The following is a 21,450-nucleotide window of genomic DNA, read 5'->3' on the forward strand; positions in this document are numbered from 1 at the left end:
CCGAGGAGCTGGACACATGGGCCGACGGTCGCGAGAGAGTGAGCAATCGCGCACGCTGGGTAAGGCTTTGCTGCTCACCCTGAGCTCGGTGGTCGTGCCCGGTTCCGGACACCTGGCCCTGCGCAAGCGAGCGGGCTGGTTCCTGCTGGCCGGTTTCCTGCTGCTGATCGGCGCCGGGGTCTACGTCGGGCTGACCATCACCCAGGAGCAGCTGTTCCAGTACGCGGTGTCACCGAGGGTGCTGCTCGGCGCGATCATCGCCTGCGTCCTGCTCGCGCTGGTCTGGATCGCCGTGGTGCTGCGCACCTTCGCGCTGGCCCGCCCGCGCGGCATGCGGCTGGGCGGCCGGATCACCGCCACCCTGGTGGTGGCCACCCTGTGCGCGGTGATCGCCGCGCCGCTGGGCTTCGCCGCCTACAACGTCCACGCGCAGCGCTCGCTGGTGCAGAACCTGTTCCCCTCCGGCGGCACCACCGCCAGCAGCGGCCAGGGCGGCACCGCGCAGACCGGCGACGCCGAGGCGATCAAGAAGCCGCGGATCAACATCCTGCTGGTGGGCAGCGACGCCGGCCCGGACCGCACCGGTACCCGCACCGACACCATGATGGTGGCCAGCCTGGACACCAGCAGCGGCCAGACCGTGCTCTTCGGCCTGCCGCGCAACCTGCAGCGCGCCCAGTTCCCGGCCGGTTCGCCGATGGCCAAGCAGTTCCCCAACGGCTTCCACGACGGCAGGGACCCCAACTCGGGCGAGTACCTGCTCAACGCGCTGTACAAGTACGGCAACGAGCACCCGCAGCTGGCGCCCAGCGGCCCGAGCACGGTGCCGGGGCTGAACCTGCTGCACTCCTCGGTGGCGGCCATGCTGGGCGTGGACCTGGACTACTTCATCCAGGTCAACATGGCCGGCTTCGCCTCCATCATCGACGCCCTCGGCGGCGTGGACGTCAACGTGGGCCCCAAGCCGATCCCGATCAACGGCCTCGGCCCGCACGGCGAGCAGATCCGCCCCAAGGGCTGGATCCCGGCCGGGCAGCAGCACCTCAACGGCGAGCAGGCACTCTGGTACGGCCGCGCGCGCAGCGACGGCAGCGACTACATGCGGATGAGCCGCCAGCGCTGCCTGATCAAGTACGTGATCGAGCAGAAGAGCCCGATGGACCTGCTGACCAACTTCCAGGGCATCGCCGCGGCCACCCAGGACAACGTGGCCACCAACATCCCGCAGGACGTGCTGCCCGCGCTGCTGTCGCTGGCCAACAAGGCCCGCACCAAGCCGATCCAGAGCATCTCCTTCGACCCCAACCTCTCCACCCGCAACGGCGGCAAGTTCTCCACCGCTGTGCCGGACTTCAACTACATGCGCGAGGTCGTGCGCAACGCCCAGGCGCTGACCACCACCAGCACCACGGCCAAGCCCACCACGACCACCAGCGCCGCCCCGCCGACCACCACCACCGGCAAGCCCGGCGGCAAGGTGACCCTCAGCCGCACCACCGGCACCCAGCCGCCCAGCAGCGCGGGCAACGGCACCGGCACCTCGCCGAACATCGCGCCGCCGGACTCGCTGGACCAGATCTGCTCCACTGACCCCGGACAGACCGACAAGAACTAGTCAGCCGCCTACGCTGACCCGCTATGGGAGGCGAGGCGGGGCTGGTACTGACCGGGGCGACCCTCATCGACGGCACCGGTGCCGATCCGGTCCCGTCGGCCACTGTGCACACCCTCGGCGACCGGATCACCTCGGTGGACTCGCCACCGTCGCCTGCCGCACGGGTGCTGGACCTGTCCGGGTGCACGCTGCTGCCGGGGCTGATCGACGCGCACTCGCACCTCGGCCTGATCGACCTCGGCGAGCGGGACCCGCTGTCCCCGGCCAGGACCGCGGCCGAGATGTTCCGCAACGCCGAGCTGTGCCTGCTCGCCGGGCACACCACCGCGCGCGACCTCGGCGGCGCGGACGGCGCGCTCACCGAGGTCATCGAGGCGGGGCTGGTGCCGGGGCCGCGACTGTTGCCCTCCGGGCCGATGCTGGCCCAGTCCGGCGGGCACGGCGACCACACCCCGAGCTTCCTGGACCGCCACCAGCACTACGCGGGCCTGCCCGGCCTGTCTCACGCCACCCAGACCTGCGACGGGCCGGAGGAGGTCCGGCGGGCCGCCCGGCACGCCTTCCGGCGCGGCGCCACCCAGCTCAAGGTGGCCGCCTCCGGTGGCGTGCTGTCGCGTACGGCCGGCATCGCCGACACCCAGTTCACCGTGGCCGAGCTGCGCGCCGCGGTCGAGGAGGCGGCCAGCCGGGGCAGCTACGTGACCGCGCACGCCCATGCGCTGCAAGCGATCCACAATGGACTCGACGCCGGGGTGGCCTGCTTCGAGCACGGCAGCTACCTGGACGAGGAGACCGCGGCGCGGATGGCCCTGCACGGCGCGGCCCTGGTCCCGACACTGTCCATTATGGACGTTTTTGATCGGCCCGAGCTGGCCGACCGGATCGAACAGGTGCGCGCGGCCACGTACAACGCGGTGCTGGTGGCCACCGAGGCCGGGGTGCTGGTCGGCTCCGGCAGCGACCACCTCGGCCCCGGCCAGCACCGGCGCGGACTGGAGATCGCGGTCAAGGCCAAGGTGCTCGGCGCGATGGCCGCCATCGTCTCGGCCACCCTCACCAACGCCCGGATCCTGCGGCTGGACCACAAGATCGGCTCGATCGAGGTCGGCAAGTGCGCCGACCTGGTCGCGGTCTCCGGCGACCCGCTGGCCGAACCGGGACTGTTCGCCGACCCGGACCGGGTGGTGCTGGTGGTGCGCGGCGGCCGGATCGTCAAGGACACCAGGACTTAGGACAGCTCCTCGCGCAGCACATCCAGCACCCCGGCATCGAGCCCGGACCCGGCCTGGCCGGCCAGCCACCGCTCCAGCTCCCGGCCCCGGTCCACCAGCCACAGCTCACGCCCGCCGCGCTCGCGCACCAGCACCGCCCCACCGGCGATCACGACCTCCGCGATCGGCGCGCCGGCCGAACCCGGCTCAACCCGCAAACCCCGGTACCCCAACGGGTCCGGCCGCGTGTCCGGCGCGGGCGCCGGGTCGAGTCCGGCGAGCCTGCGCAACAGCTCGGTCCCGGTGGCCGGATCCAGCCGGAAGCGCGGGTTCGGCCGCCCGCTGTAGAGATCGACCTCGACGTCCATGCCCGCCGCCCCCCGCCGGTGCTGTAAAGGCCAACGGTATCAACGAATGCGCTGGCGCTGGCTGTTGCAGCCGTAGAAGTAGCCGCAGAACTGGGTGTACGGGCCGCGGTTGGCGGTCTCCGGGTTGCTGATGACCACGCCGCTGTTGTCGGTGTTGCGCGCGGCGGTGCGGCCCGGCTTGTGGCCCCAGAACGGCTCGGACTGCAACCGGTACCAGTGGTAGTCGATGAAACCGGGTCCCGGCGCGACCACCAGCGCCACCAGCGGGCGCGGCTTCTCGGTGTCCGGGAAGCAGTCGTAGCGGCGGTGCATGCCGTCGGCCAGCGCGCCCCTGGTCACCTCGGCACAGGTGACCGCGGAGTACACGGCGCCCGCGCCGCGGCCCGGCTGGGCGAAGGTGTTGGTCCGCCAGTTGGAGGCGTAGTTGTAGCAGTTGTTGTCGCGCAGCGTGGTGGCGTCGTTGTTCCAGAACCCGGGGTTGAACGCGGTCCGCTCGATGTAGCAGGTCACCGCGGCCGCCGACTCGGCCTCCTCCGGGGCCCGCTCCGCGGCCGAGGCGCTGCCGCCGCGGGTGTCCCGCACCGACTGCGAGGCCGTCCCCGCCGAGCTGACCGACTCCAGTTGCGCGCCCAGGAAGGAGGCCAGCGACTCATCCAGCGGCAGCGCGTCCTGCGCCCCGTAGCCCGCGCTCTCACTGTGCCCGATCAGGCCGATCAGCCGCTCCCCCAGCTCCGCCGCACCCGGTCCACCGGCCAGCGCGCCCACCGGCAGGTACACGCTCGCGATCCCCAGGTCCGCCGCGTGGTCATCGCCCAGTGCCTCCACCTGAAAGCCCCGGAACCCGAGCCCGCCCTGCGCGGGCGCCGACTCGGTGAGCAGGTCCCGGCTCGCGGTCAGCGCCCGGACCGCGGCCCGCGCCTCGGCCCCGTCCCGCACCTCCCACACCGGGTTCGACCGGCCGGAGAATATGTCAGCGGTAATGCGCAACATCGGTTCGTCCCTTCCCAGCAACGTCTCGTGTGACCACCGACGACGCTGCCAGGAATTCCCGCACGGCAAGGCGACTCGTCCCCAAGGGGCGCCGCGCACCGCCCCTTGGTCTGCCCCATCCGGCTGGAAAACCCTTATCGCTCTAGGGAATCCGGCCAGTTGGCCCAGTGCGGCTAGCTCTCCGCCTTGCGCGCCTTGGACGGCTGCACCCTGGGCGGTTCCCCTGGCATCTTCGGATAGTCGGGCGGGTACGGCATCTCGCCGAGCCCGTGGTCCCGCTCATCCTTGGCGTACCACTCCAACGCGGTCTCGATCCCGAAGGCCCGCTCGTCCATACTCGCGTGTGCGTCCCCCCGCTCGGCGAGCAGCCCCGGCACGGTCAGCACGTCGAAGTCATCAGGGTCCACCGTGGACAGATCGGCCCAGTCCAGCGGGAAGGACACGGTCGCCCTCGGCGTGCCGCGCACCGACCAGGCAGAGGCCACCGTGCGGTCCCTGGCGGCCTGGTTGTAGTCCAGGAACACCCGTTCGCCGCGCTGTTCCTTCCACCAGGCGACGGTGGCCTGCTCCGGGAGGCGGCGTTCCACCTCGCGGCCCAGCGCGATCACCGCGTGCCGGACGTCGATGAAGTCCCAGTCCGGGCGGATGCGCACCAGCACGTGGATGCCGCGGCCGCCGGAGGTCTTCGGGTAGCCGGTCAGCCCGGCCTCGGCCAGCACCTCGCGCAGCACCCCGGCCACCCGCACCGCGTCCTGGAAGTCGGTGCCGGGCTGCGGGTCCAGGTCGATGCGCAGCTCGTCGGGGTGGTCCACGTCCGGGCGCCGGACCGGCCAGGGGTGGAAGTCCAGGGTGCCCAGGTTGGTCGCCCAGACCAGCACCGCCGGTTCGGTCGGGCAGACCTGTTCGGCGGTGCGCCCGGACGGGAAGGTGATCCGCACCGGCTGCACCCACTCCGGCGCGCCCTTGGGCACGCGCTTGGCGTAGAAGGGCTCGCCAGCGACCCCGTCCGGGAAGCGCTTGAGCGTGGTCGGGCGCTCCCCCAGCACGCGCATCAGCGGCTCGGCCACGGCCAGGTAGTACTCGACCACCTGGCGCTTGGTGATGCCCCGCTCCGGGAAGTACAGCTTGTCCGGACTGGACACCCGCACGGCACGCGGCCCCTCGGGCCCGTCCACGGTCAGTTCGAGTGCTTCACCCCTGCTCACGGGCGTGGACGCTACCGCCCAGCGGCCCGTTCCGCAGCAAACCGAAGGTCATCGCGTGCAGCAGGCCCAGGTGCGAGGGCGCGCAGCTGACCAGGTCGCCGCCGAGCACCTCGCGCAGGTGCTCGTGCCCGACCCACACCGCGTGGCCCTCGTCGTGGTTCTCCGGCCCGCCCAGCCACCGCCCCACTCGCGCGTGCACGAAGTGGAAGAGCTGGTCGCTGCGGCCGTTGGAGACGCACCGGGACAGGTACAGCCGGGGCGCCTCGGCGGCCCAGCCGGTCTCCTCCGCGGTCTCCCGGACCGCGGCGGTCACCGGGTCCTCACCGGGGTCGATCGCACCGGCCGGCAGCTCCAGGCCGATGGTGTCGGTGATGAACCGGTGCCGGTGCAGCATCAGCACCCCGCGCTCGGGGTCCTCCAGCACCACGGCCACCGCGTCGGCCATCCGGACCACGTGGTGCTCGTACGGCGGCGCGGTCGGCGGGCGCACCGCCACCAGGTCCACATTCACCCACTCGCTCCGGTACAGACCGCGCTGACCTGCGGGTTCCCAGCGGGGCGCGCCCGGCAGCCCGGCCAGGCCGAGGGCGGGGTCGTATTGCGGCGCGGTATCGGTGTCTGCCCTGTTCACAGCTCCGCACGCTACCGTTGCGGGTATGCGACGCACGGAACCGGATGACGAGCCGCAGGGCCCGCCAGGGCGGTTCGGTGAGGACCTGGTCGGGCTGGACCCGCACGATCCCGAGGCGCAGGCCTTCGCCAAGCACCTCGACCGGATCGAGCACGCCCCCAAGCCCTACACCGTGGAGGGCTACCTGGCCGGGGTGAGCGAGTTCGCCGACTCGGCCAACCGGGTCGGCGGCGGCTGGCGGCTGGCCGCGGTGGTGGTCACCGGCCTGATCCTGATCGGCCTGGTGCTCACCTTCTCCGGCGCGCTCAACACCATTCTGCTGTTCCTGTTCTGAAGTATTAGCGTGGTGGCATGGAACAGGGTCCGAAGGTCGTCAAGACCGAGCAGGAGTGGCGGGAGCAGCTGACTCCCGAGGAGTACCGGGTGCTGCGCCAGGCGGGCACCGAGCGGGCGTGGACCGGCGAGTACACCGACACCAAGACCGAGGGCATCTACGAGTGCCGGGCCTGTGGCGCCGAGCTGTTCCGCAGCGACACCAAGTTCGAGTCGCACTGCGGCTGGCCGTCCTTCTACACGCCGCTGGCCGGGGACGCGGTGGTGCTGCGCGAGGACCGCAGCATGGGCGCGGTGCGCACCGAGGTGCTCTGCGCGACCTGCCACAGCCACCTCGGGCACGTCTTCGAGGGCGAGGGCTTCCCGACGCCGACCGATCAGCGCTTCTGCATCAACAGCGTCAGCTTGCGCCTGGTGGCCGACCCGACCGAGCAAGAAGGCTGAGTATCTTCATAACGGCCGGATTTCGTTGTGGTTGAGCCGAAAACCGGCCAATCTCAAGCTTTCCCTAAGTTCTGCCCAATCCTCCATCAAATACCCTTGTACCGGTGTGACCCAGACCGCACCATGAGGCTTCCTTGCTGGTGAGAGGGGGTCACGATGGAGAATCCATGGGGACTGACCGGCCCGGAGTTCTTGCAGTTGTACGCCATCGGCCTGGTGGTGGCGCTGGTGCTGGCGGGGTGGATCCGGATCGCCGGACGGCGGCCGGATCCCACCGCGGCCACCAGGCCGGGTGAGCTGACCGACGTCGAGCTCGCCTTCCTGGTCGGGGGCGCGCCACGGGCGGTGGAGACCGCGGTCGCGGCGCTGCTGGAACGGGATGTGCTGCGGGCCTCGCGTGGGGGCTACGTGAGCGGCACCGGCCCACTCCGGACCACGGATCCGCTGGCCCGCGCGGTGTGCGACTACACAGGGGACACCGGCCGGCGCACGCTGCAACTGCTGGTGGACCGGGTCGCGGACAGCCAGGCCGCGGCCGATGTGGGCGCGCGGCTGGCCGACCGGGGGCTGCTGGTGCCGCCGGAGCGGTTGCCCGGCATGGGTTTGCGCTCCGCGCTGCCGCTGATCGGGCTCGGCGTGATCGGCCTGTGGCGGGCGATCGACGGTGGCAGCCAGGGTTACCCGGTCGGGTACCTGATGCTGTTCCTGCTGCTGACCGGGCTGCTGGCGGGCTTCGCCGCCTGGCTGCCGGTGGCCTGGCGCACCCAGGCCGGTGACGCCGCGGTCGAGCAGGCGATGCAGTCCACTTCGGACAGTGCGGCCAGTCTCGTTGCGCGGCAAGGCGTTTCGGGCTACCCGGATGCCCGGGTGCGCACGGCGCTGCTGAGCCATTCGGCCCAGCTACAGACTCAGCGCGACCTGAAGGCGGCCCGCGGCGGCCGCCGGGGGTCCCGTTACGACAGCAGCGGCTCCTACGCCGGGTACGCCGGCGGGTTCGCCGCCGGGGGCACCATCGGCGACGGTGGCGGCGGGGGCGGCGGTGGCGGTGGCGGCTCGAGCTGTGGTGGCGGAGGGGGTGGTTGTGGCGGCGGTGGCGGCGGCTGACGCGCTACCGTCGCCCCAACCAAGAGCGACACGAGGTGGGCGATGACCGAGACGTGGGGCCTGACCGGGCCGCAGTTCCTGCTCCTGTACTGCCTGGGGCTGGTTGTCTCGATCGTGGTGGCGGTCTGGGCGCGCCGGTCGGTCCGGCGCGCCGAGATGGCCCCCGGTGCGGGGCGGCTCAGCGCGGACGATGTGGCCTACCTCGCCGGCGGCGGGGCCCAGGTGGTCTTCACCGCGGTGGCCAGGATGCTGGAGGCGGGCAGCCTGCGCGCCGCCAGGGGCAGCTGGCTCAGCGTCACCGGCCTGACCGCGCGGCACCCACTGGACCAGGCGATCCTGGCCGAGCTGAACTCCAGGGCTAACCCGGCGGCCACGCTGGGCAGCCTGCGGGCGAAGTTCGAGGATCACCCGCTGGTGGGACAGGTGCGCAACCGGCTGGAGACGCTGGGCCTGGTGGTCTCGCGCAGGCAGCAGTGGCAGGCCAGGCTGCGCGGGGCGGCGGCCTTCGCGGTGCTGTTGCTCATCGGCGTGGTCCGGGTGGCCGACGGCACCGGCAACGGCAGGCCGGTCGGCTACCTGGTCTGGCTGCTGGCGCTGACCGCGGTGCTGGCCCTGATCGCGTTGCTGGCCAAGGTCAACCGGCTCACCCAGGCGGGTGTGCGCACGCTCACCCAGTTCCAGACCACCGTTCGCCGCGAACCGAGGGCGGACAACAACGACCAGCTGGCCCTGCTCGGCGGCGCGGCGATGCTGGTCGCGGTCGGCGGACTCGCGGCCTTCCCGGACGACGAGGTCAGCAAGGTGCTGGCGCTGCCGGCCTCGGGCGGCGGCTCGGCCGGCGGTTCTTCCTGCTCCGGCAGCAGTTCCTCCTCCTCGTCCTGTTCCTCCTCCAGCAGCAGCGGTGGCAGCAGCTGCGGCGGTGGCGGGGGCGGCTGCGGGGGCTGATCCCGTTACACCACAACGGCACCTGGGGGTGGCGACATGCACGACACGTGGGGCCTGACGGGCCCGGAGTTCCTCGGTCTGTACGCACTGGCGCTGATCGTCACCGTCGCGGTGGCCATCCGCCGCCGCCTGTCCGCGCGCAAGCTCACCAGCGCGCACCCGCGCACCCCTGAGCTGACTGTGGACGAGGCCGCCTACCTCTCCGGCGGCACCCGCCGCCTGGTCGAGGCAGCCATGGCCCGGCTGGTCGCCACCGACGCGCTGCGGGTCAGCCGGGGCGCGCTCCCGGCGGCCACCGGCAAGCAGGCGGAGTCCATGGTCGACAGCCGGGTGCTCACCGCCGTGCGGGACCGCAAACCGGCCGACGGCCTGGAAGCCGCGACCAAACAGCTGAACCGCTCCGCCGAACTGGGCGAGCTGCGCCAGCGCCTGATCCAGGCGAACCTGCTGGTGCACCCGGAACGCGCCCGCACGGCCCGGCTGTCCGCCGCCGCCTGCTTCGCACCGGTCGCGCTGGTCGGCGCGCTCCGCCTCGCCGACGGCGTCAGCAACGGCAAACCCGTCGGCTTCCTGGTCTTCCTGCTGATCCTGACCGCCGCCCTGACCCTGGCCGCCGCCCTGGTCCCCGGCCCCAAGGCCACCACCCTCGGCCACCGCGCGCTGGAACGCGCCCGCACCGAGGCCGCGCGCAGGCGCTCGGACAACACCCTGCTCAACACGGCAGGCTCGGTGGTGAGCGCCGAAGTGCTGTTCCTGGTGGCGTTCCACGGAATGAGCTCTCATCCCGACTCCGCCATCGCCGCGGGCCTGGCCCCCGACACCGGCGGCGCGGGCGGCGGCAGCAGCTGCGGCTCCGGCGGCGGAGGGAGCGGCGGCTGCGGTGGCAGCAGCGGCGGAGGCGGCGGGGGGTGCGGCGGATGACCCGGATCCCGCGCCTGGGCGTCGGCATCGGCTGGCGCCCGGAGATCGACCTGACCGTGGAACGCCTGCCCGAGGTCGACTTCGTGGAGGTGGTGGCCGAGAACCTGTCCGGCCCCACCCTCCCGGAGTCCCTGGAAATCCTGCGCGCCAGAGGAGTCCCCGTCCTCCCGCACGCGGTGACCCTGTCCCTGGGCGGCGCGGACCCCGTTGTGCCCCAACGAGTCCACCACCTCGCCACGATCGCCGAACGCCTGGGCGCCCCGCTGGTGAGCGACCACGTGGCCTTCGTCAGGGCAGGCGGCATCGAGGCGGGCCACCTGATGCCCGTCCCGCGCACCAAGGACGCGCTGGATGTGCTGTGCGCCAACGTGAAGGACGCCCAACGCGACCTGCCGGTCCCGCTGGCGCTGGAGAACGTGGCCGCCCTGATCGACTGGCCGGACAACGAGCTCACCGAGGCCCAGTTCCTCACCGAACTGGCCGAGCGCACTGACTGTCTCCTGCTGGTGGACGTCGCCAACCTGCACGCCAACAACCTCAACCTGGGCACCGACCCGGAAGAGTTCCTCACCACCCTGCCCCTGGAACGCCTGGCCTACGTGCACGTCGCGGGCGGCACCACCGAACACGGCCTCTACCACGACACCCACGCCCACGCCGTCCCCCAGCAGGTCCTGGACCTACTCGCCGACCTCTGCGCCCGAGTCCACCCACCCGGCGTCCTCCTGGAGCGAGACGACGCCTACCCCCCGGACGCCGAACTCGCCGCCGAACTGGCCGCCATCCGCGCAGTGGTCGAGGCCCCCCGATGACCGACCCCCGCACCCGCCTGGCCGCCGCCCAGTCCACCCTCCTGCACGCCCTGCTCGCCAACGGCCCAGCCCCCACCGGCTTCAACCCCACCCGCCTCCAAGCCCAGTCCCAGGCCCTGCGCGCCAAACGCCGCCGGGTCACCGCCGCCCTGCGCCCCGATCTGCCCGAGCGACTGGGCGAGCGGTTCCGCGAGCTGTTCGACGCGTATGCCGCCGCATACCCACGGCGAGAGGGCGTCGGCGCCCGCGCGGACGCGAACGCTTTCGCCGACTGGCTGGTCGCAGAAGGCCGCCTCCCCAAACCCCGCCGCCGCTGGTGGCCCCGCCCCCGCCGCTGACCACGAACGCCACAGCCCCGGTTGGGCGACCCCCGCTTGACCCCAAAAAGTGTGAGTGGTTTATTACTCACATGGGCGAAACGGGTCGAGTGCTGTCAACGGCGGACGAACGACGAGAAACCGTGCTGCGGACAGCGGTAGGAGCGTTCGCGGCCAAGGGCTACTACGGCACCACGACCACCGAGGTCGCCAAGCTCGCAGGCATCTCCCAGGCCTACATCTACCGCCTGTTCCCGAACAAGGAAGCACTGTTCGTGGCAGTGGTCGAACGATGCTTCAACCAGATCAGGGAAGCACTGACCCGGGGCGCGACCGCGACCCAGGCCAGCGCACCGGAAGTGGTGCTGAGCGCCCTGGGCGCCGCCTACGCCCGCCTGGTCACCGACCGGGACCTGCTGCTGGTGCAGCTACACGCCCAGGCCGCGGCGGCCTCGGACGAGACCGTGCGCGCGGCGGTGCAAGCCGGGTACGCGCGGCTGGTGGAGTACGTGCGCAGCGTGTCCAACGGAACGGACCACCAGGTCCAGCAGTTCTTCTCCCGGGGCGCGCTCTGTCATCTGGTGGTGGCGATGGGCGCTGAGGGCGTGGACGCGCCGTGGGCGAACACGCTGTCCGAAGGCATTCGCCACTACTGACCAGCCAGCTCCACGCCCCCCGGCCACCCAAGCACCCCTCGGCCAGCCGGCACTCCCTGACCGATCGACCCTCCCGATCGCCGGACGCCGCCGACCGCCCGCTCTCCGATCACCGGACACTGCCGATCGCCCCCTCCCCGACCGCCCCTCCCGACCGACCGCCCCACCGAACGATCCACACCCTAACCGCTCCAAATCAGTGAGTGATCGACCACTAAATGACTGCCCCAGTGAGCGATCAACCAGTAAGCAGGCCAGATTAGTGAGTGATCGACCACTCATCGCCTCGCGGGACCGACACCGGCACGGCACGGGCACGGGCACCGGTGCCAGCATGGCGGGGCAGGACGAGGCGGGGCGAGGCGGGGCAGCACACGGCACGGCGAGGCGGGGCAGGGCAAGGCGGGGCAGGGCAAGGCGGGGCAGGGCGGGGGCGGGGCAGGGCGGGGGCGGGGCACCGGCGCGGCACCAACAGCGCCAGCACGGGCACGGGCACGGGACACCCGGGCCTCAGAGACCAGGGCAATGAGTGATCGACCACTCAATGATTGCCGCCATCGACCGAACCTGCTCGGCAGCTAAACCGCATCACCGATCAAGCCCACGTCAGCATCCACCAGGCCGACTCCATCAGTCGGCCTTCATTTCGCCACAAGAGTGAGTGATCAACCACTCACACCAAGCCACTCACACCAAGGGAGCCCCACCATGACCACCCCGCCCTACCTGACCGGCCACTACACCCCCGTCGCGCACGAGCACACCGTCACCCAGCTCACCACCCGCGGCACCCTTCCGCCCGAGCTCACCGGCCGCTACTTTCGCAACGGCCACAACCCCAAACCCGGCGACACCCCCACCCACTGGTTCACAGGCGCCGGCATGGTGCACGGACTCCGGCTCCGGGCCGGGCGAGCCGAGTGGTACCGCAACCGCTGGGTCCGCACCCCGGCCCTCGACGGCGCGCCCTACCAACGAGCCGACGGATCGGTCGACCTCACCGCGAGCGTCGCGGGCACCCACGTCATCGAGCACGCCGGGCGCATCCTCGCGCTCCAGGAAGCGAACGTGCCGTTTGAGTTGTCGGGGGAGCTGGAGACCTTGGGGGCGTTCGACTTCGGGGGGCGGTTGCGGACGGCGATGACCGCGCATCCCAAGGAGGATCCGGTCAGCGGGGAGTTGCACTTCTTCGGGTATTCGCCCGTTCCGCCGCATCTGACCTACTACGTCGCCAACGCGGCGGGGCACATCACCCGGGCGGTCGTGGTGGACGGGGCGGGGCCTTCGCTGATGCACGACTTCGGGCTGACCCGGGGGCATGTGCTCTGGCTGGACCTGCCGGTGGTGTTCGATCCGGCCGAGCGGTCCGGCATTCCGTACCGCTGGAGCGATGACTACCAGCCGCGCATCGGGGTCATGCCGCGGGTGGGCGAGCCCGTGGTCACCTGGTTCGAGGTGGCGCCCTCGGCGCTGCTGCACGTCGCCAACGCCCACGAGGACGCCGACGGGCGGATCGTGCTGGACGGGCCGCGCTACGACCGGGCCGCGTGGGAGTCCTCGTGGAAGTGGTGGGTCGGCGCGCCTGGGCATCCCTCGGTGCCGTTGGTCGGTTCGGTCCGGCATCGGTGGGTCTTGGATCCGGTGACCGGGGTGGCGAAGGAGGAGCGGGTGGATGATCTGGTGACCGAGTTCCCGACCATCAACGAGGACTTCGCGGGGGCGGCGACGCGGTTCGGGTACGCGGTGGCGATGCCGGGTGCGGGGCTGGAGCAGTACGCGGTGGTCAAGTACGACGATGCCACCGGTGGGCGTCAGGTGCTGCCGCTGGGACCGGAGCGAATGCCTGGCGAGGCCGTGTTCGTGCCGGCCGAGGGTGGCGGCGCGGAGGATGACGGGTATCTGCTGACCGTGGTCAGCGACCTGCGGCGGGACAACTCCGAGCTGCTGGTGCTGGACGCCCGTGATCTGGGCGCCGCGCCGGTGGCGGTGGTCGAGCTGCCGCACCGGGTGCCCTCGGGCATCCACGGGTCCTGGATTCCGGATCGGGACTGAACGCTCAGGCGGCGGCCAGGGCCCAGCCGGTGACGAACGGGCTGACCCGGCGGGTGGCGATCACCGTCAGGCCGGCCAGGGCCGCCGCCCGCCGCCACTCCTCGCTCGGGTAGAACTGCCAGGCGCCCGGTCCGAAGACCGCCAGGGTCCTGGCGTTGCGGTGCTGTTCGATGAGCACCATCCGGCCGTCCGCGCTGAGCAGCCGCCGCGCCTCGGCGAACAGGGCCTCGCGTTCCCTGGGTTCGCGCAGCTCGTGGGCGGCGAAGACGGCCAGCACCACGTCCACCGAACCGGGCCTGCCGGGCAGCGACTCCGGGCGGGCCGGGACCACCCGCACCGTCTCCGGGCGGAGCAGGCTGACCACGGCCCGCCGGTGCGCGATCACGTCCACCACCAGGCCGCGGGCCGGGGCCAAGACACTGCGCAGCGCGGGGACCGACTCGTCGACCCCCGCGGTGACCAGCAGGAAGCGGCGCAGGTGCAGGGGCAGCAGCTCGTGCAGCCAGCGCCAGCGTTGCAGCTCGGCGCCGCGCCGCAGGCTGACCGCGGTGGCCAGCCTGGCCAGGGCGAACCAGGTCGCGCCGACGAGAGCCGTCCAGGCTCCCGCGGCGGCGGCGACGCGAACTGCCTTGCGCATGAGCACTTTCCAGGACTACGGCAGGTTGGCGATCAGGTCGGCGACCGGCATCCGGGTGCCGGTGTAGAACGGGATCTCCTCCCGCACGTGCAGCCGCGCCTCGGTGCCGCGCAGGTGCCGCATCAGGTCGACGATCCGGTGCAGCTCATCGGCCTCGAAGGCCAGCACCCACTCGTAGTCGCCGAGGGCGAAGGAGGCCACCGTGTTGGCCCGCACGTCCGGGTAGTCGCGGGCCTCCTTGCCGTGGTCGGCCAGCATCTTGCGGCGTTCCTCATCCGGCAGCAGGTACCACTCATAGGACCGCACGAACGGGTACACGCAGATGAACTTGCGCGGGTCCTCACCGGCCAGGAAGGCCGGGATGTGGCTGCGGTTGAACTCCGCGGGCCGGTGCAGCGCCACGTTGCTCCACACCGGGGTCGAGGCGCGGCCGAGCGGAGTGCTGCGGCGGAAGCCGTTGTAGGCCGCCTGCACCTGCTCGATCTCCTCGGCGTGCCACCAGATCATGAAGTCCGCGTCGGCGCGCAGCCCGGCGACGTCGTACACGCCACGGACGACAACGCCCTTGCCCGCCAACGACTCCAGGTACTCGGAGGTGGCCTGGGCCGCCTGTGCGCGGTCCTCGGGCAGCACGCCCTGCTGGATCCGGAAGACCGACCACATGGTGTACCGGATGGTGTCGTTGAGTTCGTTGTAGTTCAGCCGCGCCATGTCCCCATACTCGCACCAGTCGGGCGACGGGCGACGGCCAGGTGAGTGGCGACACGGGTCGCCGCGGCCTGCCCGGTCGCGATGCACGCCGGAATCCCCACCCCGTGCAGGCTCGCGCCCGCCACCGCCAGCCCCGGCACCTCGCCGACGGCGGCCTCGATCGCGGCCACCGTGGCGGTGTGCCCGACCGCGTACTGCGGCAGTCCGCCGCCCCAGCGCCGTACGACCGCGTCCACCGGCTCGGCCCGCACCCCGGTCAGCTCGGCCAGGTCGGCGCGCACCGCGGCGATCAGCTCGGTGTCCTCGCGTTGCAGGGTCTCGGCCTCGCCGAAGCGGCCGACCGAGGCGCGCAGCAGGGTGCCGCGCTCGGCGAAGTGGCCCCACTTGCGGCTGGAGAAGGTGAACGCCTTGGCGGTGAACGGCGTGCCGTCGGCGTGCCGCTCGCCCACGGCCAGCAGCACCCCGGAGGCGGCGGGCAGCTCGGCCCCTTCGGGCAGCGCGAAGGCCACCACGGCCATCGAGGACACCTCGATCCGCGCGTAGGCGGCGGCCGCCGCCGGCACCTCCTCGGCGAGCAGCTTGCGCGCGGCCGGGGCCGGCACGGCCAGCACCACGGCGTCGGCGTCCAGGAACTCCGGGCTGGCCGCCGAGCCCAGCTCCAGCCGCCAGCCCTCGGGCGTGCGGCGCAGCCCGCGCACGGTGACGCCGAGCCGCAGCTCCGCGCCGGAGCTCTCGGCCAGCCGCGCCACCAGGTCGGCCATGCCGCCGGTCAGCGCGCCGAACACCGGCGGCCGGGTCTCCCCCGGCTTCAGTCCCGGCCCGAGCACCTTGGCGGCCGCCGCGGTCAGCGAGCCCGCACCCTGTTCCAGGGCGTCGACCAGCGGCGGCATGGTGGCGCGCACGCCGAGCCCGGCCGCGCGGCCCGCGTACACCCCGCCGAGCAGCGGTTCGGCCAGCCGGTCCACCACTTCAGCGCCGAAGCGGGCGCCGAGCAGGTCGGCGACCGGCACGTCCCAGTCCGGGCCGTCCGGGCGCAGCGGCGGCAGCTCCGGCTCGGCCATCGCCTTGGCGAAACCGTCCGGGCTGAGCACCTCGCGCAGGACGGCCGGGTCGGCGGGGACACCGAGGAAGGTGCGCGGCGGCAGCCCCCTGGTCGCCCCGCCCGCGTGGATGGTCGGCGCGGCGCGCAGCGGGTGCCGCAGCTGCTCGCCAAGGCCCAGCTCGGCGACCAGCTCCATACCTTCGGTGCGGCGGGTGACGAAGGCCTCCGCGCCCACGTCCACCGGCGCGCCGGCCAGCTCCTCGGTGCGCAGCTTGCCGCCGAGCCGGTCGGTCTGCTCCAGCACGGTCACCCTGACCTGCTCGCCGAGCAGGCCGCGCAGCCGGTGCGCCACGGTGAGCCCGGCGATGCCGCCGCCCACCACCGCGACCCGCTGCGGCGCGGTGGTCATGGCCGCAGCTCGTGCACCAGCTCGACCGCGCGGGTGATCTTCCCGGGGTCGGTCTCGGGCAGCACGCCGTGGCCGAGGTTGAAGATGTGCCCGGCCGCGGCCCTGCCCTCGGCGCCGATCCGGTTGATCTCGCGCGCGAGCACGTCCTCGCCGCTGAAGAGCACGGCCGGGTCCAGGTTGCCCTGCACCACCGGGGCCGGCAGGTCGGGCCGGGCGCTGGTCAGGCGGCGGACCGCCTCGTCAAGCGGCACCCGCCAGTCCACGCCGACCACGTCGTTGCCCGCCTCGCGCATGGCCACCAGCAGCTCGCCGGTGCCCACGCCGAAGTGGATCCGCGGGATGCCGGTCTCGGCCAGCCCCGCGAAGACCTTGGCCGAGTGCGGCAGCACGAACTCGCGGTAGTCCCGCTCGGAGAGCGCGCCTGCCCAGGAGTCGAACAGCTGTACCGCGTCCACGCCCGCGTTGACCTGCACGGTGAGGAAGTCCAGCGCCATGTCGGCGAGGTGGCCCAGCAGCGCGTGCCAGGTGGCCGGTTCGGAGTGCATGAGCGCCTTGGTGCGCTCGTGGTTGCGGCTGGGACCGCCCTCGATCAGATAGGAGGCCAGCGTGAACGGCGCGCCGGCGAACCCGATCAGCGGCGTCTCACCCAGCTCCTTGGTCAGCAGCCCGATCGCCTCGGCGACCGGCTGGACCTGCTCGGCGGCCAGGCTGGGCAGCTTGTCCACGTCGTGGATCGAGCGCACCGGGTTCGCGACCACGGGGCCGGTGCCGGGCACGATGTCCAGGTCCACCCCGGCCGCGGCCAGCGGCACGACGATGTCGCTGAACAGGATGGCCGCGTCGACCCCGTGCCGCCGGACCGGCTGCATGGTGATCTCGCAGACCAGCTCCGGCATGAAGCAGGAGCGCAGCATCGGAATGCCCTCGCGGACCTTCCGGTACTCCGGCAGGGATCGGCCGGCCTGGCGCATGAACCACACCGGGGTCCGGCTCGGCGTGCCGCCACGCGCGGCGACCAGCAGTGGAGCTTGGGGAAGGTCCCGGCGCGCCGGGACCTGGGCAGCGGTAGTCATCTCGGCTCCCATGTTGCCACGGGTTGCGCAAGGCGTTCGCGCGGCTCCGGCGTGCCTCCCGCCGCACCCGCCCGGCGCGGCCTAGAGTTCGCCAACGTGACCGGGATATCGGGTGAACCCGAGGTGTTCCGGCAGGCTGTTGCCGCGTTGCGGTCGATGCATCCACGACCTGAGGTCGAGCTGGGCGAGGTCCGTGCCCCGCAGCGTCTCGCCCCGTGGAGCTTCGCCCTCAGCGCCGAGGCCAACGGGCCGGCCGGGGAGCTGGCCACGGGCCGGTTGGTGCTGCTGCACGATCCGGACGGGGCCGAAGCCTGGGACGGGGTGCTGCGACTAGTGGCCTACGTCCGGGCCGAACTCGACACCGAGCTTGCCGCCGACCCACTGCTACCCGCGGTGGGCTGGTCGTGGCTGACCGAGGCGCTGGAGCTCTCCGGCGCCGCCTTCACCGCGCTCGGCGGCACGGTCACCCAGACCTCCTCCGCCCGCTTCGGCGACATCTCCGGCCCGAGCAGCACGCACGACCTGGAGCTGCGCGCGTCCTGGACGGCTCGGGACACGGAGCTGGCCGCGCACGCGGAGGCCTTCTGCGAGCTGCTCTCCAGCGCGGCCGGGCTGCCACCGGTGGGCATCGCGATGATCAGTCAGCGCAAGGGCGACTGACTGACCACCGCGACCACTCGGGCGGCTCAGCGGTTCTGGCGGAGCTCCGCGGCGACCTTCTCGGCGGCGTCCAGCACGCGCAGGACGTTGCCGCCGGCGAGCTTGGCCAGGTCCTGCTCGGACCAGCCGCGGTCCATCAGGTCGGCGAACAGCTCCGGGTACCTGGAGACGTCCTCCAGGCCGTCCGGGAGCTCTGAGGTGCCGTCGTAGTCGCCGCCGATGCCGATGTGGTCGATGCCGGCCACCTCGCGCGCGTGTTCCAGGTGTGCGACCACGTCCGCCCTCCTCGCCCGGCGCACCGGGTCGGCCGAGACGAAGGCGGGCACGAAGGTGATCATGCACACGCCACCCTTGGCGGCCAGCTCGCGCAGCACGTCGTCCGGCACGTTGCGGACGTGGTCGGTGACCGCCCGGCAGGAGGAGTGGCTGAAGATCACCGGGGCGGCGCTGGTCTCCAGCGCGTGCCACATGGTGCTCGGTGCGACGTGCGAGAGGTCGACCAGCATGCCGAGCCGGTTCATCTCCCGCACCACCTCTCGGCCGAAGTCGGTCAGCCCACCCGCGGCGGGCTGGTCGGTGGCCGAGTCCGCCCACGGCGTGTTGTCGTTGTGGGTGAGGGTCAGGTAGCGGACCCCGAGGCGGAACAGCGCGCGCAGCGCACCGAGAGACTCCCCGATGCAGTGGCCGCCCTCGGCGCCGAGCAGGGAGGCGATCCGGCCGTCGGCGAAGGCGGACTCCACCTCGGCCGCCGATCGAGCGAGCCGGAGCTGTTCGGGGTACCGTTCAACCAGCTCGTGAACCAGCTCGACCTGTTCCAGCACCGCCGTCACAGCGCGATGCTCGAGAAGGTGGCACGGCACGTAGACCGACCAGAACTGAGCGCCCACCCCACCGTGGCGCAGCCGGACGAGGTCGGTGTGCAGACCGGGTTGCTCGACGGTCAGCTCGATCGCAGCCACCTCCCCGCCCGATTTGTCCCGGATCGCCCACGGCAGATCGTTGTGCCCGTCGACGAGCGGAACCCGCCGGAGAAGCTCGCGCGAACGGCCTAACGACCCCTCGGTCGGCATAGTGCAAATCCTTCATGTCGTTTGTGTACGGCTCGGCGTTAACCACCATCCGAGGGACCGCCCGATCGTGTGATCAGACCACGTCAAAGTGACAACCCGATCGGGACAGATACCCAATTGATCGTCCCACTGACCCGCTTGGGCGGCTACGCTCCTCCCGACGACACCACTTTCGGTCGATCGGTGGCGCGGCCGATCGGTCGAAAGTCCCGGTGCCGGTCGGGGGGCACGACCGACTCCAGGGAGGTAGTGACGTGGCTGCCGTCGGCTTAGGACAGGCCGTTCGAACCACGCCAGCCGGCACTTTGCCGGCGAACATGGTCCCGCACCCGCGGGAAGAGCTGTTTTCGGTGCTGGTGGTCGATGACCACCCATTGCTGAGGGAGGCCATTGCGGCGCGACTGATGCAGATGGGAGCCGGCACGGTGCATGAGGCCGCATCGGTGGCCGAGGCGAGGGCGCGTGCCCTGGCCACGGGGCCGTGCGACCTCGCGATACTGGATCTCGGGCTTCCGGATGGAAGCGGCATTGACCTGGTCACGGAACTCCGTGCGCAGGGCTGGCCGCGCATCGTGGTCCTGGCATCCTCCGATGACCCGTACGCGGTGCGTGCGGCCTTCCAGGCAGGCGCTCAGGCCTACCTGCTGAAGTCCGCATCGCCGATGGTGGTCACCGACGGGGTGCGCAGGGTCCTCGAGGGCGGGGTCTACGCCGATCCGTCCGTGGCTCCGGTGCTTGCTGCCGGAACCAGGGTGCCCGGAACGGACAACACGCCGAGGGAACTCTCCGCGCGAGAGGTCGAAGTGCTGCAACTGGTAGCCGACGGCCGCTCGAACAAGGAGATCGGCGAAGCACTGAACCTGTCCGCGCTCACGGTGAAGTCTCACCTGTCGCGGATAGGGCGCAAGCTGGGAACCGGGGACCGGGCTCAGATGGTGGCGCTGGCCATGCGTGCCGGCGTTATCCGCTGACTCCTCAGCCGAGGGGGTCCGAAAGTCGCGGTCGGGTGCGTTGCAGAGCGCGGACACGCCCGGCACACGAAGTTCGGACCCCGTGACGACCGGGGTGTGGTTGGCCGGTACGGAAAGATCGGAAAGCGTTGGATCAGCCTCTGACCAGCAATTTCCGGTCGGCGCGCCGTGCCGGTCAGCCTACTTCAGTGGATCTCGACTGTCTGAGCGCACCGTTGACGCATAGGGTCACGGCCGTGGATGTAGGCCGAACCGCTGTCAACGACTCCGGTGAGCAACCAGAACTGACGTTGCTCACCACCCCCTCCGGTGGCGTGCCGCTCGTCATCGACACCGTCGATGGCGTAGGGCGGGCCGCCGCGATGCTGGCCGCCGGCACGGGGCCCTTCGCGGTGGACACCGAACGCGCTTCCGGATACCGGTACTCGCAGCGGGCCTACCTGGTGCAGATCCGCCGCGAGGGCGCAGGCACGGTGCTGATCGACCCGGTCGCGGTCAACGGCCGGGTGGAAGCGCTGGCCGAGGTGCTCAACCCCGCTGAGTGGGTGCTGCACGCCGCCAGCCAGGACCTGCCGTGCCTGCACGAGCTGGGGCTGCGCCCGGAGGTCCTGTTCGACACCGAACTGGCCGGCAGGCTGGTCGGCTTCGAGCGGGTCGCGCTGGGCGCCCTGGTGGAACGCCAGCTGGGCTTCCGGCTGGAGAAGGGCCACGGCGCCGCCGACTGGTCCCGCAGGCCGCTGCCCGCCGACTGGCTGGCCTACGCCGCACTGGATGTGGAGCTCCTGCTGGAGCTGCGCGCCTCCCTGGAGGCCGAGCTCATCGCCCAGGACAAGCTGGCCTGGGCGCTGGAGGAGTTCGAGGCGGTCCGCACCGCCCCGCCACCGGCCCCGCGCGCCGAACCCTGGCGCCGCACCTCCGGCATCCACCGCCTGCGCAGCCCGCGCCAGTACGCCGCGGTCCGCTCGCTCTGGCAGGCCCGCAACACCATCGCCCAGCAGCGCGACATCGCGCCGGGCCGGGTGCTGCCGGACTCCGCCATCGTCGAGGCCGCCCTGCACGACCCCACCGGCCACGCCGAACTGCTCTCCCTGCCGGTCTTCCGCGGCCGCGCCCAGCGCCGGATGGCCGACGTCTGGTCAGGCGCCCTGCGCGAGGCCCGCGAACTCCCCAAGTCCGACCTGCCGGACCCCTCCCCGCAACACGACGGCCCCCCGCCGCCCAACCGCTGGGCCGAGCGCGACCCGGTCGCCGCGGCCCGCCTGGGCGCGGCCCG

The 21,450-nt window shown here is 72.1% G+C and carries 23 protein-coding genes; 14 read left to right on the forward strand and 9 right to left on the reverse strand.

What is annotated here, in order from left to right:
• Window positions 1-67 precede the first annotated feature (67 nt).
• Window positions 68-1,615: an LCP family glycopolymer transferase gene (locus tag ACWDY5_RS14315; RefSeq protein ID WP_449722650.1), complete on the forward strand. Its 1,548-nt coding sequence runs from the start codon at window positions 68-70 to the stop codon at window positions 1,613-1,615.
• Window positions 1,616-1,638: 23 nt separating this feature from the next.
• Window positions 1,639-2,847, forward strand: a complete 1,209-nt coding sequence (locus tag ACWDY5_RS14320) for an amidohydrolase family protein (RefSeq protein WP_449722651.1) — start codon at window positions 1,639-1,641, stop codon at window positions 2,845-2,847.
• Here ACWDY5_RS14320 and ACWDY5_RS14325 read toward each other — a convergent pair.
• The 4 genes from ACWDY5_RS14325 to ACWDY5_RS14340 form a co-directional block, all read right to left on the reverse strand.
• Window positions 2,844-3,194 (reverse strand): hypothetical protein, encoded by a 351-nt coding sequence (locus ACWDY5_RS14325; RefSeq protein WP_449722652.1) that lies wholly within the window; start codon window positions 3,192-3,194, stop codon window positions 2,844-2,846. The genes ACWDY5_RS14320 and ACWDY5_RS14325 overlap by 4 nt on opposite strands.
• Before the next feature lie 39 nt (window positions 3,195-3,233).
• The gene (locus ACWDY5_RS14330; RefSeq protein WP_449722653.1) at window positions 3,234-4,184 is read right to left on the reverse strand and encodes a hypothetical protein; all 951 of its coding nucleotides are present in this window, start codon (window positions 4,182-4,184) and stop codon (window positions 3,234-3,236) included.
• 173 nt (window positions 4,185-4,357) lie between these two features.
• On the reverse strand, window positions 4,358-5,389 hold the full coding sequence (gene ligD, locus ACWDY5_RS14335; RefSeq protein WP_449722654.1) for a non-homologous end-joining DNA ligase: 1,032 nt from the start codon (window positions 5,387-5,389) through the stop codon (window positions 4,358-4,360).
• Complete coding sequence (locus tag ACWDY5_RS14340; protein ID WP_449722655.1) at window positions 5,376-6,020, reverse strand: NUDIX hydrolase; 645 nt, start codon at window positions 6,018-6,020, stop codon at window positions 5,376-5,378. The genes ligD and ACWDY5_RS14340 overlap by 14 nt, the downstream gene beginning before the upstream one ends.
• A gap of 25 nt (window positions 6,021-6,045) precedes the next feature.
• Here ACWDY5_RS14340 and ACWDY5_RS14345 point away from each other — a divergent pair, with 25 nt between their 5' ends.
• From ACWDY5_RS14345 to ACWDY5_RS14385, 9 genes are all read left to right on the forward strand, one after another.
• Complete coding sequence (locus ACWDY5_RS14345; RefSeq protein ID WP_252479045.1) at window positions 6,046-6,354, forward strand: hypothetical protein; 309 nt, start codon at window positions 6,046-6,048, stop codon at window positions 6,352-6,354.
• A 17-nt stretch (window positions 6,355-6,371) separates the two neighbouring features.
• Complete coding sequence (gene msrB / locus ACWDY5_RS14350) at window positions 6,372-6,797, forward strand: peptide-methionine (R)-S-oxide reductase MsrB (protein WP_283664210.1); 426 nt, start codon at window positions 6,372-6,374, stop codon at window positions 6,795-6,797.
• Window positions 6,798-6,953: 156 nt separating this feature from the next.
• Window positions 6,954-7,901, forward strand: coding sequence for a TIGR04222 domain-containing membrane protein (locus tag ACWDY5_RS14355; RefSeq protein WP_449722656.1), 948 nt, complete (start codon window positions 6,954-6,956; stop codon window positions 7,899-7,901).
• Window positions 7,902-7,943: 42 nt separating this feature from the next.
• Window positions 7,944-8,846 carry a TIGR04222 domain-containing membrane protein gene (locus tag ACWDY5_RS14360; RefSeq protein WP_449722657.1) on the forward strand — a complete coding sequence of 301 codons (903 nt, stop codon included), beginning with the start codon at window positions 7,944-7,946 and terminating at the stop codon, window positions 8,844-8,846.
• 36 nt (window positions 8,847-8,882) lie between these two features.
• Window positions 8,883-9,767 carry a TIGR04222 domain-containing membrane protein gene (locus tag ACWDY5_RS14365; RefSeq protein WP_449722658.1) on the forward strand — a complete coding sequence of 295 codons (885 nt, stop codon included), beginning with the start codon at window positions 8,883-8,885 and terminating at the stop codon, window positions 9,765-9,767.
• Window positions 9,764-10,579, forward strand: a complete 816-nt coding sequence (locus tag ACWDY5_RS14370; protein ID WP_449722659.1) for a DUF692 domain-containing protein — start codon at window positions 9,764-9,766, stop codon at window positions 10,577-10,579. Before ACWDY5_RS14365 ends, ACWDY5_RS14370 begins: the two co-directional genes overlap by 4 nt.
• Window positions 10,576-10,917: a hypothetical protein gene (locus ACWDY5_RS14375; RefSeq protein WP_449722660.1), complete on the forward strand. Its 342-nt coding sequence runs from the start codon at window positions 10,576-10,578 to the stop codon at window positions 10,915-10,917. The genes ACWDY5_RS14370 and ACWDY5_RS14375 overlap by 4 nt, the downstream gene beginning before the upstream one ends.
• A 122-nt stretch (window positions 10,918-11,039) precedes the next feature.
• Window positions 11,040-11,552 (forward strand): TetR/AcrR family transcriptional regulator, encoded by a 513-nt coding sequence (locus tag ACWDY5_RS14380; protein ID WP_449722661.1) that lies wholly within the window; start codon window positions 11,040-11,042, stop codon window positions 11,550-11,552.
• Between the two features lie 708 nt (window positions 11,553-12,260).
• The gene (locus ACWDY5_RS14385) at window positions 12,261-13,604 is read left to right on the forward strand and encodes a carotenoid oxygenase family protein (RefSeq protein WP_449722662.1); all 1,344 of its coding nucleotides are present in this window, start codon (window positions 12,261-12,263) and stop codon (window positions 13,602-13,604) included.
• Window positions 13,605-13,608: 4 nt separating this feature from the next.
• Here ACWDY5_RS14385 and ACWDY5_RS14390 read toward each other — a convergent pair whose 3' ends face one another.
• From ACWDY5_RS14390 to hemE, 4 genes are read right to left on the reverse strand one after another with little or no spacing between them, the layout of a single operon-like run.
• A complete protein-coding gene (locus ACWDY5_RS14390; protein ID WP_449722663.1) occupies window positions 13,609-14,241 on the reverse strand; it encodes a methyltransferase domain-containing protein in 633 nt (210 codons plus the stop codon).
• A 15-nt stretch (window positions 14,242-14,256) separates the two neighbouring features.
• Complete coding sequence (gene hemQ / locus ACWDY5_RS14395; protein WP_449722664.1) at window positions 14,257-14,952, reverse strand: hydrogen peroxide-dependent heme synthase; 696 nt, start codon at window positions 14,950-14,952, stop codon at window positions 14,257-14,259.
• Window positions 14,940-16,403, reverse strand: a complete 1,464-nt coding sequence (hemG, locus tag ACWDY5_RS14400; protein WP_449722665.1) for a protoporphyrinogen oxidase — start codon at window positions 16,401-16,403, stop codon at window positions 14,940-14,942. The genes hemQ and hemG overlap by 13 nt, the downstream gene beginning before the upstream one ends.
• Window positions 16,400-17,476 (reverse strand): uroporphyrinogen decarboxylase, encoded by a 1,077-nt coding sequence (hemE, locus tag ACWDY5_RS14405; protein WP_449722666.1) that lies wholly within the window; start codon window positions 17,474-17,476, stop codon window positions 16,400-16,402. Before hemE ends, hemG begins: the two co-directional genes overlap by 4 nt.
• A gap of 96 nt (window positions 17,477-17,572) precedes the next feature.
• On the opposite strand from hemE, the gene ACWDY5_RS14410 reads away from it, so the two are divergent.
• On the forward strand, window positions 17,573-18,136 hold the full coding sequence (locus ACWDY5_RS14410) for a DUF3000 domain-containing protein (RefSeq protein WP_247758574.1): 564 nt from the start codon (window positions 17,573-17,575) through the stop codon (window positions 18,134-18,136).
• Between the two features lie 26 nt (window positions 18,137-18,162).
• Here ACWDY5_RS14410 and ACWDY5_RS14415 read toward each other — a convergent pair whose 3' ends face one another.
• Window positions 18,163-19,206 (reverse strand): dipeptidase, encoded by a 1,044-nt coding sequence (locus ACWDY5_RS14415; protein ID WP_449722667.1) that lies wholly within the window; start codon window positions 19,204-19,206, stop codon window positions 18,163-18,165.
• A 254-nt stretch (window positions 19,207-19,460) separates the two neighbouring features.
• On the opposite strand from ACWDY5_RS14415, the gene ACWDY5_RS14420 reads away from it, so the two are divergent.
• Together ACWDY5_RS14420 and ACWDY5_RS14425 are read left to right on the forward strand one after the other, a co-directional pair.
• Window positions 19,461-20,177 carry a response regulator gene (locus ACWDY5_RS14420; RefSeq protein WP_185002827.1) on the forward strand — a complete coding sequence of 239 codons (717 nt, stop codon included), beginning with the start codon at window positions 19,461-19,463 and terminating at the stop codon, window positions 20,175-20,177.
• A 236-nt stretch (window positions 20,178-20,413) separates the two neighbouring features.
• On the forward strand, window positions 20,414-21,450 hold a 1,037-nt coding region (locus tag ACWDY5_RS14425), incomplete at its 3' end, for an HRDC domain-containing protein (RefSeq protein ID WP_449722668.1).

Source organism: Crossiella sp. NPDC003009 (genome assembly GCF_053591555.1).